Raw genomic sequence first — 14,948 nt, forward strand, 5'->3', positions numbered from 1 at the left:
CGACCTCGGAGTGAGGAGTGCAGTGGCAGGCAAGGCCCGCGTACACGAGCTCGCCAAAGAGCTCGGGGTCGAAAGCAAGACCGTTCTCGCCAAGCTCAAGGAGATGGGCGAGTTCGTGAAATCCGCGTCGAGCACGGTGGAAGCACCCGTCGCCCGACGCCTCCGTGGTGCGTTCGCGGCGGCTTCCCAGTCGTCGCCGTCGGCACCGGCCCGACCGGCCGCGTCGCCGACGAACAGCACCGAGCCGAGAGTCTCCGCCAAACCGGCGCCACCGCGCCGGCCGGCGGCGCCGTCGTCGATGCGCCCCAAGGGCCCGGTGCCCGGTCCGCCGCCGTCGGCGGCCCCGGTGGCCAAGCCAGCGAGTGCGCACGACATCGAGGTGGCCGCCGCCGAGGCGCGGGCGGCAGCGCTCAAGGCCGAGCAGGAGGCCAACGTCAAGGCCGCCCAGCAGGCGGCGAAGCAGCGGGACACCGGCCGGCGGGAGCCCCCGGCGGACGGCGGTCCCCGACCCAAGCCCGGGCCGGGGTCGGTGCCGCCGCGTCCGGGTAGCCCGGCAGCCGGTCGCTCGGCCGGTGGTCGGCCGGCGACGCCCGGTGCGCCGTCGCCTGGGGCACCCGGCCGGCCGGGTGCCCGCCCGCCGGCGCGGGGCGGCAACAATCCGTTCGGCATCAGCCAGGGTGGCGGGCAACGACCCGCCGCCGGTGGCGGGCAGCGGCCCAACCCGGCGTCGATGCCCCCGCGGCCGAGTCCGGCGTCGATGCCCCCGCGGCCGAGTCCGGCCTCGATGCCGTCGCAACGCCCGGGTCGCCCGGGTGGTCCCGGTGGCGCCGGTCGTCCCGGCGGTCCCGGTGGCGGCGGCCGCGGCGGCGGTGGTGGCGGTTACCGTGGCGGTCCCGGTGGCGGCGGTGGCGGCGGCGGTTACCGTGGCGGTCCCGGTGGCGGCGGCGGTGGCGGCGGTTACCGTGGCGGTCCCGGTGGCGGCGGCGGCTTCCGTGGCGGTGCCCCTGCCGGTGGCGGCGGTCGGCCCGGTGGCGGCGGTCGTGGCCGTGGCGGCGGCACCGCGGGTGCCTTCGGCCGGCCGGGTGGCCGTCCGACCAGGGGCCGCAAGTCCAAGAAGCAGCGCAGACAGGAATTCGACAACCTCTCCGCGCCGACGATGAGTTCCGGTGCGCCGCGTGGCCAGGGCCAGACGGTCCGGCTGTCGCGTGGCGCGTCGCTGTCGGACTTCGCTGACAAGATCAACGCTAATCCGGGGTCGCTGGTCCAGGAGATGTTCAACCTGGGCGAGATGGTCACCGCCACCCAGTCCTGCTCGGACGAGACGTTGCAGTTGCTGGGTGAGCACCTCGGGTTCAACGTACAGATCGTCAGCCCGGAGGATGAGGACCGCGAACTGCTCGCGCAGTTCAACATCGACCTCGACGCCGAGGTGGACTCCGACCGGCTGGTCACTCGCCCGCCGGTGGTGACCGTGATGGGTCACGTCGACCACGGTAAGACCAAGCTGCTCGACGCGATCCGGCAGACCAACCTGGTCGAGGGCGAGGCCGGCGGCATCACCCAGCACATCGGTGCCTACCAGGTGCACGTGCCGCACGACGGGGTGGACCGCGCGTTGACCTTCATCGACACCCCGGGTCACGAGGCGTTCACCGCCATGCGTGCCCGTGGTGCGCAGGTCACCGACATCGTGGTGCTGGTGGTCGCGGCCGACGACGGAGTCATGCCGCAGACCATCGAGGCGCTGAACCACGCCAAGGCGGCCGACGTGCCGATCGTGGTCGCGGTCAACAAGATCGACAAGCCGGAGGCCAACCCGGACAAGGTTCGCCAGCAGTTGACCGAGTACGGTCTGGTCGCCGAGGAGTACGGCGGCGAGACCATGTTCGTCAACGTGGCGGCCAAGCCCGGCACCGGCATCGATCAGTTGCTGGAGGCGGTGCTGCTGACCGCCGACGCGGCGCTCGAGCTCACCGCTCCGGTCGACGGCCCGGCGCAGGGCATCGCGATCGAGGCGCACCTGGACAAGGGCCGGGGCGCGGTGGCGACCGTACTGGTTCAGAAGGGCACCCTGCGTACCGGCGACTCGATCGTGGCGGGCGGCGCGCACGGCCGGGTCCGGGCCATGCTCGACGAGAACGGCAAGCAGGTCGCCGAGGCGGGTCCGGCCCGACCGGTGCTGGTGCTCGGCCTCACCGCGGTGCCCAGCGCCGGCGACACCTTCCTCGCCGCGCAGGACGACCGGACGGTGCGGCAGATCGCCGAGCAGCGGCAGGCCCGACGGCGGGCGGCGAGCTTCGCCAACTCGCGCGGCCGGGCCACCCTGGAGACGCTCATGGAGCAGATCAAGGAGGGCGAGAAGACCTCGCTCAACCTGATCCTCAAGGGCGATGTCTCCGGCTCGGTCGAGGCGTTGGAGGACGCGCTGTTCAAGCTCGACATCCCGGACGAGGTCCAGCTGCGGATCCTGGACCGGGGTGTGGGTGCGATCACCGAGAGCAATGTGATGCTCGCGAGTGCGTCCGCCGAGGCGGCGACGATCATCGGCTTCAACGTCCGGGCCTCCAACAAGGTCCGGGAGATCGCCGACCGCGAAGGCGTGGAGATCCGGTACTACACCGTCATCTACCAGGCCATCGAGGAGATCGACGCGGCGCTCAAGGGCCTGCTCAAGCCGGAGTTCGAGGAGGTCGAGCTGGGCAGCGCGGAGATCCGCGACGTGTTCCGTTCGTCCAAGATCGGCAACATCGCCGGCTGTATGGTCCGTTCGGGCATCATCCGACGCAACGCCAAGGCCCGGTTGCTGCGCGACGGCGCGGTGGTGGCGGACAACGTCACCATCAGCTCGCTCAAGCGCTTCAAGGACGACGCGACTGAGGTCCGGGAGGGCTTCGAATGCGGTCTGACCCTGGGGAACTACAACAACATCCAGGTGGGCGACATCATCGAGACCTTCGAGATGCGGGAGAAGGTACGTACCTGATCCGCGCGGCGTAGGGCTCGCAGTACGCCGACAGGCGGTCCGCGACCGGTGCAGCTCACCGGTTGCCGGCCGCCTGTCGGCGTCGGTGCCGCCCTGCCGGTCGGGTGCCGCCTGTCGGCGTCGGTGCCGCCGGCCGGTCGGCGTCGGGTGCCGGTTGAGTCCGCCGGTCACCGCGTATCCTTCGGGACGATGTTCACCGGAACCGCCACCTTCGACATGCTGCTGCCGGGCGACTCCCAGTCGCTGAAGGCGAAACGCTCCTACGTACGCCCGATCGTCGCCGCGCTGCGCCGCTTCGAGGTCTCCGCCGCCGAGGTCGGCGCGCTCGACCGGCACGGCCGGGCGGAGATCGCGGTGGCCGTGGTCGCGGCCGACGCGGCGCACGTACGTGAAGTACTGGACAACTGTGAACGGACGGTGGCCGGTCGGCCCGAGATCGAGCTGCTCTCCGTCCGGCGCCGGCTCTACGGCGCCGACGACTGATCTACGACACCGACCGGTCCGGCACGCAGGCGCACCGACCGGTCCGGCGTACGGCGCACAGGTAGGGTCGACACGTTGACCGGACACCGCGGAGGTAGAGATGACGGACCCGGCGCGGGTGCGCAGGCACGCGGAGCGCGTGCGCGAGCTGGTGGCTTCGGTGGTGCGTACCCAGATCAAGGACCCCAGACTCGGCATGATCACCATCACCGACGCGCGGATCACCGCTGATCTGCGCGACGCGACGGTCTTCTACACGGTCCTCGGTGACGCCGCCGCCCAGGCCGGCACCAAGGCGGCGTTGGACAGCGCGAACGGGCTGCTGCGCAGCACGGTCGGCAAGGCGCTCGGGCTGCGCCATTCACCGACGCTGACCTTCGTCCTCGACGACGTGCAGGAGCACGCCAAGCACATCGACGATCTGCTCGCCGCTGCCCGCAGCGCCGACGCCGAGGTGCAGCGGCTGGCAGCAAACGCCGAGTACGCCGGTGACGCCCAGCCGTACCGGGCCGAGTCGGACGACGACGAGGACGCAGCGGACGACGAGGACCCGGCGGAGGGGGCCTCGAAGGGCGCGGCGACCGCCGAGGCAGCCGGGTCCGGCCAGCCCCATCCGGACGGGCGACCTCGATGATCAGCGTTCCGTCCCCGGTCGGCCCGGTCGCCGACCAGGCGACCGGGCCGACCGGGGACGAGTGGGCGGCCGCGGTCGCCGCAGTCCGTGCGGTCCCGCCCGGCGGGAGGGTCCTGCTGCTGTGCCACGTCAATCCCGACGGTGACGCGCTCGGCAGCATGCTCGGCTTCGGGCTGGGCCTGACCCGGCTCGGCGGCTGCGCGGTGCAGGCCGCGTTTCCCGGCAACCAGGAGCTGCCGCCGTCCCTGCGTGGAATGCCTGGCTCCCACCTGCTGGTCCAGCCGGACGAGGCGTGGGCCGATCCGGATCTGGCGCTCTGCTTCGACGTCGCGAGCGCGTCCCGGCTGGACACCCTCGCCGATCGGATGACGGCCCGGACGGCGATCGTGGTCGACCACCATGCCTCCAACACCCGGTTCGGCGGTATCCATCTCGTGGACCCGACCGCGGCGGCCACCTCGGTGGTGGTCGACCAGTTGCTCGGCCGGCTCGGCGTACCGCTGGACCGGGAGATCGCCGAGTGTCTCTACATCGCGCTGATCACCGACACCGGTTCGTTCCGGTTCGACATGACCACCCCGGCGGTGCACCAGTTCGCCGCCCGGTTGCTGGCCACCGGCATCAGCCCGGCCGAGGTCTCCCGGCGGGTCTTCGACAGCCGACCCTTCGGGGCGGTCCAGCTCTTCGGCGCGGTGCTGCAACGTAGCGTCCTGGAGCCGGCGGTAGCCGGGGGCCAGGGTCTTGTCTGGACCCATGCCACCCTGGCCGATCTGGAACGTTACGACCAGCCGCCGTACGTGCTTGAGGCGTTGATCGATTCGGTCCGGTGCACGGTCGAGGCGGACGTGAGCTGCGTGCTCAAGCAGGTGAGCGAGACCGGCTGGGCGGTCTCGATGCGCAGCAAGGGCGGCGTCGACGTGAGTGCGGTGGCGGTGGCGCTCGGCGGCGGTGGGCATCGGCTCGCCGCCGGCTTCACCGGCGTCGGCAGTGCCGACGAGGTCATCGCCGCCATCCGCGCCCAGCTTGGCTGAGTGACCTCGACGCTGAACCGGGGCGTGGGCCGGTGTCCACGGGTCGCCGGATCTCGCCAACCGAGCTTTGACCGCCCGCCTAGACACTTCACTCGTCGTCACCGACCAGGGACAATCGAGTGATGGAGCAGTCGTCTGAGCTCACCGCGGAGGTGCCGCGGGCCTGGGACCGACCGGTCGTCTCGATCCCGGTCATTGCCGTGTTGTCGCTGGTGGGCGGGCAGTTGCCGTCGTTCTCGACGGCGGCGAACCTGTACACCATCGGCACCGGCGGGGCGCTGATCTGGTTCGGTCTGTCGCACCGGGTGCCACGGCGGCCGACCCCGCGTCGACTCGGTGACGGCGCGGTGTGGTGGATCGTGCCGGTCGCGATGTTCACCGTCGTCGAGGGCGCCACGTTCGCGATGGGCTCGACCGACGACTTCCCGACCTTTTCCAAGCTGGCCGATCCGGTGCTGGACGGTCAGGCGGCCCGGTCGGCGGCGTACTTCGGCTGGCTGGCCGCGTTCTGGGTGCTGGTGCGGCGATGAGCGCCACCCGGGCGTCGGTGATCGGCGGTTTCGTCGTCGCGCTGGCGCTGTTGGGGGTGCTGGAGCTGCTCGCCCGGCGGCCGGGCTCGCGGATTCCGACGTTCGGTGACGTCTGCGCGTACGTGATGCAGTACGAGGTGGGCAGGGTGCCGGTTGGTCGGATCGGGGTCTTCGGGTTCTGGTGGTGGGTCGGGTGGCACTTCTTCGCACGGTGATCGACGTGGCCAAATATAATCCTCTCGCATTCTGGGAACAGTGCGCAGGATGTGGACCTGAACGATAACTTGGGTGTGGTGCGGGCCACACCTGCCCGCCGCTTGTCCGCCTGGTCACGGCCCCGGTGATCCCGGAAGTGTCGTCGTCGGCAATCCGGTGTCAACCTGTGGGAAGGTCGTGGCGTCATGCCCAGCAAGCCCAAGCCCGAATCCGCCGACGAAGCGCGCGAGCAGGCCCGGCGGGCGTTGCAGATGTCGATGGATACCCGCCAGTAACGTCTCTGGGCCGCCGCCGGCCGCGCCGTCGCACGAAACCGCACGGCCTGGGCCGGTGCCGTCGCCTCGGTGTGCGGTGATCCGCCTAGGTAAGTGACCCAGGCAATAGCACTCCTTACCAATCGGCTGTCAGGCTGTACCTCGATGGCCACCTCCCGCACGGCGCCCCCATCTCCACCGTCAGGCCCGGGGCCCGAACCACAGTCGGCGTCCACCCGACGGATCGTGCGCCTGGCACTGCCCGCTTTTGTCGTGCTGGCGGCCGAGCCGATCTACGTCCTCGTCGACACCGCCGTCGTCGGCCGTCTCGGGCCGGTGGCCCTCGCCGCCGTCGCGGTGGGCGGCACCGTGATGTCGGTCGCCGCCTGGCTCGGCACCGTCGCGGCGTACGGCACCACCGGCCGTGCCGCCCGCCGTTACGGCGCCGGCGACCGGTCCGCCGCCCTGGCCGAGGGAGTCCAGGCGTCCTGGCTCGGGGCGTTCGCCGGACTGCTGCTCGCCGTGGCGCTGCAGATCCTGGCCGGTCCGATCACCGCTGGGCTCGCCGGGCAGCACAGCCCGGTCGCCGACGCCGCCGAGCAGTGGCTGCGGATCGCTGCCTGGGGCGCGCCGGGTCTGCTACTGGCTGCCGCCGGCAACGGCTGGATGCGCGGGGTGCAGGAGACCCGCCGTCCGGTGCGGTACGTGCTGGCGGCCAACGTCGTCTCCGCTGTGCTCTGCCCGGTGCTGGTCTACCCGCTGGGTCTGGGGCTGACCGGATCGGCGGTGGCCAACGTCGTCGCGCAGACCCTGGGCGGTCTGCTCTTCGTCCGGGCGTTGGTGACGGCCGGGGCACCGTTGCGCCCCCGGCCGCACCTCCTGCTGACCCACCTCACCGTCGGACGTGACCTGCTGATCCGAGGTGCCGCGTTCCAGGTGAGCTTCCTGTCCGCCACCGCAGTCGCGGCCCGGTACGGCACCATCCAGGTCGGTGCCCACCAGATCGCCATCCAGCTGTGGTTCTTCACCGCGCTGGCGATGGACGCGCTGGCGATCGCCGGGCAGTCGCTGGTCGGCGCGGCGCTGGGCGCCGGAGACGCGGCGGGCGCCCGGCTGCTCGCCCGCCGGCTGGTGCTGTTCGGCGCCGTTGCCGGCGTCGGGTTCGCGGTGCTGTTCGCCGTCGGTGCCCCGGTGATTCCCGGCTGGTTCAGCCCCGACCCCGGGGTGCACGACCAGGCGATGGTCATCTGGCCGTGGTTCGTGGCGTTGCAGCCGGTAGCCGGGGTGGTCTTCGCTCTCGACGGGGTCTTCATCGGGGCGGGTGATCTGCGTTACCTGCGTGACCTCACGATCGGTGGCGCGCTCGGCGGATTCCTGCCGGTCATCTGGGCCGGCTACCTGCTCGACCTCGGTCTGGCCGGCATCTGGGCCGGGCTGGCGGTGTTCATGCTGGTCCGGCTGGTCGGGCTGGTCCACCGGCTGAAGTCGCCGCGGTGGACGGTGCTCGGCGTGCCGGCCGGCCGGACCTGATCGCCACGGCCGTCGGCCGGCCGGACCTGATCGCCACGGCGCATCGGGATCTGGCAGGCTTGGCAGTCGTGAGTACGCACGGACTGATCGTGGTCGACAAGCCGGCCGGGATGACCTCGCACGACGTCGTCGCCCGGATCCGGCGGTTGGCCGGCACCCGGCGGGTGGGCCACGGCGGCACCCTGGATCCGATGGCGACCGGCGTGCTGGTGGTCGCGGTGAACCGGGCCACCCGGCTGCTCACCTACGTGCTCGGCGTCGGCAAGACCTACACGGCCACCATCCGGCTCGGCGTGTCGACGGTGACCGACGACGCCGAGGGGGAGGTCACCGACCGGTCGTCGGTGGACGGTGTCACCGAGGAGCGGATCCGGGCCGGCCTGGCGGCGCTGACCGGGGAAATCGACCAGGTGCCCAGCGCCGTGAGCGCAATCAAGATCAACGGACAGCGGGCGTACCGGCGGGTCCGCTCCGGTGAGCAGGTCGAGCTGGCCGCCCGCCGAGTGACCATCTCCCGCCTCGACGCGGTCGCCGTCCACCCGCCGACCGACGGCAGCGTCGACGTCGACGTCGAGGTGGCCTGCTCGTCCGGCACGTACATTCGGGCCATCGCCCGGGACCTGGGGGCCGCGCTCGGCGTCGGTGGGCACCTCACCGCGCTGCGCCGGACCGCGGTCGGCGGGTTCACGGCGGCCGAAGCCGCCACCCTGGCCGAGCTTGAGCAGCGGGCACCGGACGTGGTGCAGTTGCCCATGGCGGCCGCCGCTGGTCGGCTCCTCACCAGCCGTGAGGTCGGCGCGGAGGAGGCCCGGGTGCTCGGCCACGGTGGTCCGATAACGCCGGTCGGCCGGCCCGGGCCGTACGCGGTCTACGCCCCGGACGGCGAACTGCTCGCGGTGGTGTCGGAACGCGACGGCCGGGCCCGGGCGGAGATCGTGCTCGCGCCGGCGTGACAGCATCGAACCCGGCCGGTCACCCGGTTGGGCAAACCTTGGCGGCACAGGCGGGAGGCATCATGCAGCGGTGGCGGGGAGTGGAGGCGGCCGGTGGCGGCTGGGGCCGCGCGGTGGTCACCATCGGGGTGTTCGACGGCATCCACCGCGGGCATCAGGCAACCATCGGGCACGCCGTCAAGCGGGCCCGTGACCTCGGTATCCAGTCCGTGGTGGTGACCTTCGACCCGCATCCGGCAGAGGTGGTGCGGCCCGGTAGCCATCCGGCGGTACTCACCGGGCCGGCCCGCAAGGCCGAGCTGATCGAATCGCTCGGCGTGGACGTGCTCTGCGTGCTGCCGTTCACCGTCGAGTTCTCCCGGCTGACCGCCGAGCAGTTCGTCCACGACCTGCTGGTCGAGCACCTGCACGCCGCCGTGGTGGTGGTGGGGGAGAACTTCCGGTTCGGGCACCGGGCCACCGGCGACGTCGCGCTGCTGGCGCGGCTCGGTCGCCGGTTCGGGTTCGCCGTGGAGGACGCCAGCCTGGTCACCGACAGCGGTACGGTCTTCTCGTCGACGTACATCCGGGCCTGTATCGACGCCGGGGACGTGACCGCCGCCGCCGCCGCACTCGGCCGGCCGCACCGCCTCGAAGGGGTGGTGGTCCGCGGCGACCGTCGCGGCCGGGAGATCGGCTTTCCCACCGCGAACCTGCTCACCCCGCGGTACGCGGCGGTGCCGGCGGACGGCATCTACGCGGCCCGGCTGGTGCGCTCGGACGGCCCGGTCCGCCCGGACGGGCTCAGCGGAGGAGGCCCCGGGCTGCCGGCCGCGGCCTCCATCGGCACCAACCCCACCTTCGCCGGCCGCGACCGCCGGGTGGAGGCGTACGTCCTCGACTTCGACCGGGACATCTACGGCGAGCAGGTGGCGATCGACTTCGTCGCCCGGTTGCGGGAGACCCGCCGGTTCGACGGGGTCGGTCCGTTGGTCGCCCAGATGAACGAGGACGTCGCCCAGGTCCGGACGGTGCTCGGGGCCTGACCCGAGCCGACGAGCGGGGCCTGGCACCCCGGCGTCGGCAACCCCGGTGGGCAGCGGCGATACGACGCACCGTGGCCTTGCCAGCCCCCGTGCCGACCGGCTGGTAGCCTGAACACAGCGTCGGACCACCGACGATTCGTCTCGCCTGCCTGCACGACGCCGCGGGTGCGAGGCGAGGGACGACCCCACACAGATTCAGGGAGACCATGGCGCTCGATCAGGAAGCCAAGCGCAAGATCCGCGAGGAGTACGCCACCGCCGACGCGGACACCGGTTCGCCGGAGGTCCAGGTCGCGGTGCTCACCAAGCGGATCGCCGACCTCACCGGGCACCTCAAGGTGCACAAGCAGGACCACCACAGCCGTCGTGGTCTGCTGCTGCTGGTCGGCCGGCGCCGCCGGCTGCTCAACTACCTGCAGAAGAAGGACATCAACCGCTACCGGTCGCTCATCGAGCGGCTCGGCCTGCGGCGGTGACGTAGCGGCGCGGCGGCGGTCGTCCGCGACCCCGCCGCGCCGCACCACCACCATTCGACACACCGGGCACCACGACCCCACCCGTCGAAGGGAGCCGGTCAACGTACCGGTCCTCGGTAGTGGCCCCCGGGCCAGCCGGCCATCACGCCGGCTCCCCCGGGCGCTTCGATCGATGACCGGCCGGTTGAGCAGCTCCCCGAGGTCGTGGCCCACGACGCGTAAAGGAGCGCGACCCGACCATGACCGAGCAGCACAATCTCGGCACCCAACGCAGCACCGCCGTGATCGACAACGGAGCCTTCGGCACCCGCGAGGTCACCTTCTCCGCCGGACGGCTGGCCCGCCAGGCCGCCGGCTCGGTGATCGCCCAGCTGGGCGACACCGTGGTGCTCTCCGCGACCACCGCCAGCAAGCAGCCGCGTGAGCACCTCGACTTCTTCCCGCTCACCGTCGACGTCGAGGAGCGGATGTACGCCGCCGGGCGGATCCCCGGCTCGTTCTTCCGCCGCGAGGGCCGGCCCAGCGAGGAGGCGATCCTCACCTGCCGGCTGACCGACCGGCCGCTGCGCCCGACGTTCGCCAAGGGCCTGCGCAACGAGGTCCAGGTGGTGGCCACCGTGCTGGCGCTGGACCCGGCCCACCCGTACGACGTGATCGCGATCAACGCGGCGTCGATGTCCACCAAGCTGTCCGGCCTGCCGTTCTCCGGCCCGATCGGGGCGACCCGCGTCGCCCACGTCGACGGCGCGTGGGTGGCCTTCCCGACCCTGGACGAGCTGTCCCGGGCCACCTTCGACATGGTGGTCGCCGGCCGGGCCCTGCCGGACGGCGACGTGGCGATCATGATGGTCGAGGCCGAGGCCACTCCGCACGCGGTCGGGCTGATCGCCGGTGGCGCCACCGCCCCCACCGAGGACGTGGTGGCCAGCGGGCTGGAGGCGGCCAAGCCGACCATCCGCGAGCTGTGCCGGGCGCAGAGCGAGCTGGCCGAGGTGGCGGCGAAGCCGGTCGCCGACTTCCCGGTCTTCCTCGACTACGGTGACGACGTCTACGACGCGGTCGTGGCCGCCGGCCGCGACGAGGTCGCCGAGGCGTTGAAGATCGCCTCCAAGGCGGAGCGTGAGGACGCGCTGGACCGGATCAAGGACAAGGTCGCCGGCGAGCTCGGCGAGCAGTTCGAGGGCCGGGAGAAGGAGGTCGGCGCGGCCTTCCGGTCGCTGACCAAGTCCGAGGTCCGGTCCCGGGTGCTGCGCGAGCAGGTACGCATCGACGGCCGTGGCCCGCGGGACATCCGCCCGCTCACCGCCGAGGTCGGGGTGCTGCCCCGGGTGCACGGCTCGGCGCTGTTCGAGCGCGGCGAGACGCAGATCCTCGGGGTCAGCACACTCAACATGCTCCGGCTCGAGCAGACCCTGGACACCCTCTCCCCGGAGAAGTCCAAGCGCTACATGCACAACTACAACTTCCCGCCGTACTCCACCGGCGAGACCGGCCGGGTCGGTTCGCCGAAGCGGCGGGAGATCGGCCACGGCGCGCTCGCCGAGCGGGCCCTGGTGCCGGTGCTGCCGACGCGTGAGGAGTTCCCGTACGCGATCCGTCAGGTGTCCGAGGCGCTCGGCTCCAACGGTTCGACGAGCATGGGCTCGGTCTGCGCTTCCACGCTGTCGCTGCTGTCGGCCGGGGTGCCGCTGAAGGCCCCGGTGGCCGGGATCGCGATGGGCCTGATCTCCGACGAGGTCGACGGGCAGACCCGGTACGTCACGCTGACCGACATCCTCGGCGCCGAGGACGCGTTCGGCGACATGGACTTCAAGGTGGCCGGCACTCCCGAGTTCGTCACCGCGCTGCAGCTGGACACCAAGCTCGACGGCATCCCGTCGGACGTGCTCGCCGGTGCCCTGCAGCAGGCCCGTGAGGCCCGGATGACCATCCTGGAGGTCATGCGCCAGGCGATCGAGGGCCCGGCCGCGATGAGCGAGCACGCTCCCCGGGTGACCACGGTGAAGATCCCGGTCGACAAGATCGGTATGGTGATCGGCCCGAAGGGCCAGACCATCAACGCGATCCAGGACGAGACCGGCGCGGACATCTCGATCGAGGACGACGGCACCATCTACGTCGGCGCCACCAACGGGCCGGCCGCCGAGGCCGCAGTCGAGCGGATCAACGCGATCGCCAACCCGACGCTGCCGAAGGTCGGCGACAAGTTCCTCGGCACGGTCGTCAAGACCGCCGCGTTCGGCGCGTTCATCTCGCTGCTGCCCGGCCGCGACGGCCTGCTGCACATCTCCAAGGTGGGCGACGGCAAGCGGGTCGAGCGGGTCGAGGACCACCTCAACGTCGGCGACAAGGTCGAGGTGCAGATCGCCGACATCGACGCCCGGGGCAAGATCTACCTGGACAAGGTCCGCCCGGAAGGCGCGGAGGCGCCGGCCGCGTCCGACGGCGGCGAGCGTCCCGGTGGCCGCGACCGTGGCGACCGGGGGCCGCGCGATCGCGGTGACCGCGACCGTGGCGACCGGGGCCCCAGCCGGGGTGACGGTGGCGAGGGCGGCGAGCGCCGCCGACGTAACCGGCACAGCTGACGCCGGCCAAGATGGCCCGGACCGAACCGGTCACCGGCCGGGGCCTGTCCCGGCCGGTGACCCGGACACTCACCGCCGACCCGTTGGGCGGCACGGTACGCCGTACCGTGCTGCCCAACGGGCTGCGGGTGATCACCGAGGCGATTCCGGCGATGCGCAGCGTCTCCTTCGGCGTGTGGGTCGGGGTCGGCTCGCGCGACGAGACCCCGGCCCGATCCGGTGCCTCGCACTTCCTGGAACACCTGCTGTTCAAGGGGACGAAGCGACGTACCGCGTGGGAGATCTCATCGCAGATCGAGGCCGTGGGCGGCGAGACCAACGCCTTCACCACCAAGGAGTACACCTGCTACTACGCCCGGGTGCTCGACGAGGACCTGCCGCTGGCCGTCGACGTCGTCTGTGACCTGGTGGCCAACTCGGTGATCGACCCGGCCGACGTGGAGACCGAACGTGGCGTGATCCTCGAAGAGATCGCCATGCACGACGACGAGCCCGACGACGAGGTCCACGACCTGCTCGCCGAGGCCGTCTTCGGCCCGCACCCGCTCGGCCGGCTGATCTCCGGCACCGAGGCGACGATCTCGGCGTTGACCCGCCGGCAGATCCACGACTTCTACCGGCGCCGATACACGCCGGGGGCGATGGTGATCGCCGCCGCCGGCAACCTCGACCACCGGGCGGTGGTCCGCCAGGTACGGGCGGCGCTGCGGGGCAGCCCGTTGGACGCCGAACGGCCCGGTGCGCCGGCACCGCTGCGCCCGGCCACCCCGGCGGTGCGCACCCGTCGGCCCCGCACGGTGCTGCGCCGTAAGGAGACCGAGCAGGCCCATCTGGTGCTCGGCGGCCCGGGTATCAGTCGCGGCGACGACCGTCGGTTCGCGCTCGGGGTGCTGAACAACGTCCTCGGCGGTGGCATGTCCAGCCGGCTGTTCCAGGAGGTGCGGGAACGCCGAGGGCTGGCGTACTCGGTCTACTCGTACGCCAGCCAGTACGCCGACGGCGGGACGTTCGCCGTCTACGCCGGTTGTGCGCCGAGCCGGGTCGACGAGGTGCTGGAGCTGGTCCGGGCGGAGCTGGCGGCGGTCGTCGAGCACGGGCTGAGCTCCGACGAGCTGGCCCGGGGCAAGGGCATGAGCCGGGGCGGGTACGTGCTGGGCCTGGAGGACACCGGGTCGCGGATGGGTCGGCTGGCCAAGGGGGAGCTGCTCTACGGCGAGCAGTTGACCGTGGACCAGCTGCTCGCACGGGTGGCGGCGGTGACCGCCGAACAGGTCGGCGCGGTCGCCGCCGAGCTGCTCACCCGGCCGATGTCCCTGGCGGTGATCGGCCCGGTGGAGTCCGCGACGTTGGCCGGCGCGCAGCCCTCGCCGGTGGGGTAGGGGCGCTGGCCGGACCGCCGTCCCCGCCGGTGGGATAGGTTGTGCCGGTGAGCGAAGACGGTACGAATGTGACAGTTTCCCCGGGCGGGTCCGGGGTGGCCGCCCCGTCGTCCGACGGGCTGGTCCGGGTCGGCGTGCTCGGAGCCCGCGGCCGGATGGGCGTGCAGGTCTGCCGGGCGGTCGAGGGGGCCGACGGACTCGCCCTCGTCGCCGCGATCGACGAGGGAGACCGGCTGTCCGACGCCTCGGACGCCGCCGCCGAGGTGGTCGTCGACTTCACCAACCCCGACGCGGTGCTGGACAACCTGCGCTGGTGCATCGACCAGGGGATCAACGTGGTCGTCGGGACCAGCGGGTTCACCGACCAGCGCCTCGACCTGGTCCGCTCCTGGCTGTCCGACAAGCCCGAGATCGGCGTGGTGATCGCCCCCAACTTCGGCATCGGCGCGGTGCTGATGATGCAGTTCGCGGCGAAGGCGGCACGGTACTTCGAGTCCGTCGAGATCATCGAGCAGCACCACCCGGCCAAGGTGGACGCGCCCAGCGGCACGGCCGGGCACACGGCGCGGGTGATCGCGGCGGCCCGGGCCGCCGCCGGGTCGGCCGCGATGCCGGACGCCACCACCGCCGAGGTGCCGGGCGCGCGGGGCGCGGACATCGACGGGATCCGGGTGCATTCGGTACGGGCGGCCGGCCTGGTCGCGCACCAGGAGGTGCTGTTCGGCACGGCGGGGGAGACCCTGACGATCCGGCACGACTCCTACGACCGGGCGTCGTTCATGCCCGGAGTGCTGCTGGCGGTACGGGCCGTGACGCGCCGCCCCGGGCTGACCGTCGGGCTGGACAGCCTGCTCGACTGAGCCCTACCG

Annotated in this window: 13 protein-coding genes; all 13 read left to right on the forward strand. The window is 72.1% G+C overall.

What is annotated here, in order from left to right:
• Positions 1–22: 22 nt before the first annotated feature.
• The 13 genes from infB to dapB all read left to right on the forward strand — a co-directional run bounded on the left by infB (position 23) and on the right by dapB (position 14,939).
• Complete coding sequence (gene infB, locus O7629_RS05790) at positions 23–2,983, forward strand: translation initiation factor IF-2 (protein WP_278167955.1); 2,961 nt, start codon at positions 23–25, stop codon at positions 2,981–2,983.
• 189 nt (positions 2,984–3,172) lie between these two features.
• Entirely contained in the window at positions 3,173–3,466 is a 294-nt protein-coding gene (locus O7629_RS05795) for a DUF503 domain-containing protein (RefSeq protein WP_278167956.1), read from the forward strand.
• A gap of 100 nt (positions 3,467–3,566) precedes the next feature.
• Positions 3,567–4,100, forward strand: coding sequence for a 30S ribosome-binding factor RbfA (gene rbfA / locus O7629_RS05800; RefSeq protein ID WP_278167957.1), 534 nt, complete (start codon positions 3,567–3,569; stop codon positions 4,098–4,100).
• A complete protein-coding gene (locus tag O7629_RS05805; RefSeq protein ID WP_278167958.1) occupies positions 4,097–5,131 on the forward strand; it encodes a bifunctional oligoribonuclease/PAP phosphatase NrnA in 1,035 nt (344 codons plus the stop codon). The genes rbfA and O7629_RS05805 overlap by 4 nt, the downstream gene beginning before the upstream one ends.
• A gap of 122 nt (positions 5,132–5,253) precedes the next feature.
• A complete protein-coding gene (locus O7629_RS05810) occupies positions 5,254–5,661 on the forward strand; it encodes a hypothetical protein (protein ID WP_278167959.1) in 408 nt (135 codons plus the stop codon).
• A complete protein-coding gene (locus O7629_RS05815; RefSeq protein WP_278167960.1) occupies positions 5,658–5,876 on the forward strand; it encodes a DUF6186 family protein in 219 nt (72 codons plus the stop codon). Before O7629_RS05810 ends, O7629_RS05815 begins: the two co-directional genes overlap by 4 nt.
• Before the next feature lie 420 nt (positions 5,877–6,296).
• A complete protein-coding gene (locus tag O7629_RS05820; RefSeq protein ID WP_278167961.1) occupies positions 6,297–7,661 on the forward strand; it encodes an MATE family efflux transporter in 1,365 nt (454 codons plus the stop codon).
• A gap of 68 nt (positions 7,662–7,729) precedes the next feature.
• On the forward strand, positions 7,730–8,614 hold the full coding sequence (truB, locus tag O7629_RS05825; protein WP_278167962.1) for a tRNA pseudouridine(55) synthase TruB: 885 nt from the start codon (positions 7,730–7,732) through the stop codon (positions 8,612–8,614).
• A 62-nt stretch (positions 8,615–8,676) separates the two neighbouring features.
• Entirely contained in the window at positions 8,677–9,639 is a 963-nt protein-coding gene (locus O7629_RS05830; protein WP_278167963.1) for a bifunctional riboflavin kinase/FAD synthetase, read from the forward strand.
• 206 nt (positions 9,640–9,845) lie between these two features.
• The gene (gene rpsO / locus O7629_RS05835) at positions 9,846–10,115 is read left to right on the forward strand and encodes a 30S ribosomal protein S15 (RefSeq protein WP_123600601.1); all 270 of its coding nucleotides are present in this window, start codon (positions 9,846–9,848) and stop codon (positions 10,113–10,115) included.
• A 239-nt stretch (positions 10,116–10,354) separates the two neighbouring features.
• A complete protein-coding gene (locus tag O7629_RS05840; RefSeq protein ID WP_278167964.1) occupies positions 10,355–12,700 on the forward strand; it encodes a polyribonucleotide nucleotidyltransferase in 2,346 nt (781 codons plus the stop codon).
• Positions 12,701–12,711: 11 nt separating this feature from the next.
• The gene (locus O7629_RS05845) at positions 12,712–14,079 is read left to right on the forward strand and encodes a pitrilysin family protein (RefSeq protein WP_278167965.1); all 1,368 of its coding nucleotides are present in this window, start codon (positions 12,712–12,714) and stop codon (positions 14,077–14,079) included.
• Positions 14,080–14,174: 95 nt separating this feature from the next.
• Complete coding sequence (dapB, locus tag O7629_RS05850; RefSeq protein ID WP_278174421.1) at positions 14,175–14,939, forward strand: 4-hydroxy-tetrahydrodipicolinate reductase; 765 nt, start codon at positions 14,175–14,177, stop codon at positions 14,937–14,939.
• Positions 14,940–14,948: the final 9 nt, after the last annotated feature.

Origin of the sequence: Solwaraspora sp. WMMD792 (assembly GCF_029626105.1) — a bacterium.
Taxonomy (GTDB): domain Bacteria; phylum Actinomycetota; class Actinomycetes; order Mycobacteriales; family Micromonosporaceae; genus Micromonospora_E.

What these genes read in the sequence shown, in the direction of transcription:
- O7629_RS05795 (WP_278167956.1), top strand. Translation starts at nt 3,173, where the DNA reads ATGTTCACCGGAACCGCCACCTTCGACATGCTGCTGCCGGGCGACTCC.
- rbfA (WP_278167957.1), top strand. Translation starts at nt 3,567, where the DNA reads ATGACGGACCCGGCGCGGGTGCGCAGGCACGCGGAGCGCGTGCGCGAG.
- O7629_RS05805 (WP_278167958.1), top strand. Translation starts at nt 4,097, where the DNA reads ATGATCAGCGTTCCGTCCCCGGTCGGCCCGGTCGCCGACCAGGCGACC.
- O7629_RS05810 (WP_278167959.1), top strand. Translation starts at nt 5,254, where the DNA reads ATGGAGCAGTCGTCTGAGCTCACCGCGGAGGTGCCGCGGGCCTGGGAC.
- O7629_RS05815 (WP_278167960.1), top strand. Translation starts at nt 5,658, where the DNA reads ATGAGCGCCACCCGGGCGTCGGTGATCGGCGGTTTCGTCGTCGCGCTG.
- O7629_RS05820 (WP_278167961.1), top strand. Translation starts at nt 6,297, where the DNA reads ATGGCCACCTCCCGCACGGCGCCCCCATCTCCACCGTCAGGCCCGGGG.
- O7629_RS05830 (WP_278167963.1), top strand. Translation starts at nt 8,677, where the DNA reads ATGCAGCGGTGGCGGGGAGTGGAGGCGGCCGGTGGCGGCTGGGGCCGC.
- rpsO (WP_123600601.1), top strand. Translation starts at nt 9,846, where the DNA reads ATGGCGCTCGATCAGGAAGCCAAGCGCAAGATCCGCGAGGAGTACGCC.
- O7629_RS05840 (WP_278167964.1), top strand. Translation starts at nt 10,355, where the DNA reads ATGACCGAGCAGCACAATCTCGGCACCCAACGCAGCACCGCCGTGATC.
- O7629_RS05845 (WP_278167965.1), top strand. Translation starts at nt 12,712, where the DNA reads ATGGCCCGGACCGAACCGGTCACCGGCCGGGGCCTGTCCCGGCCGGTG.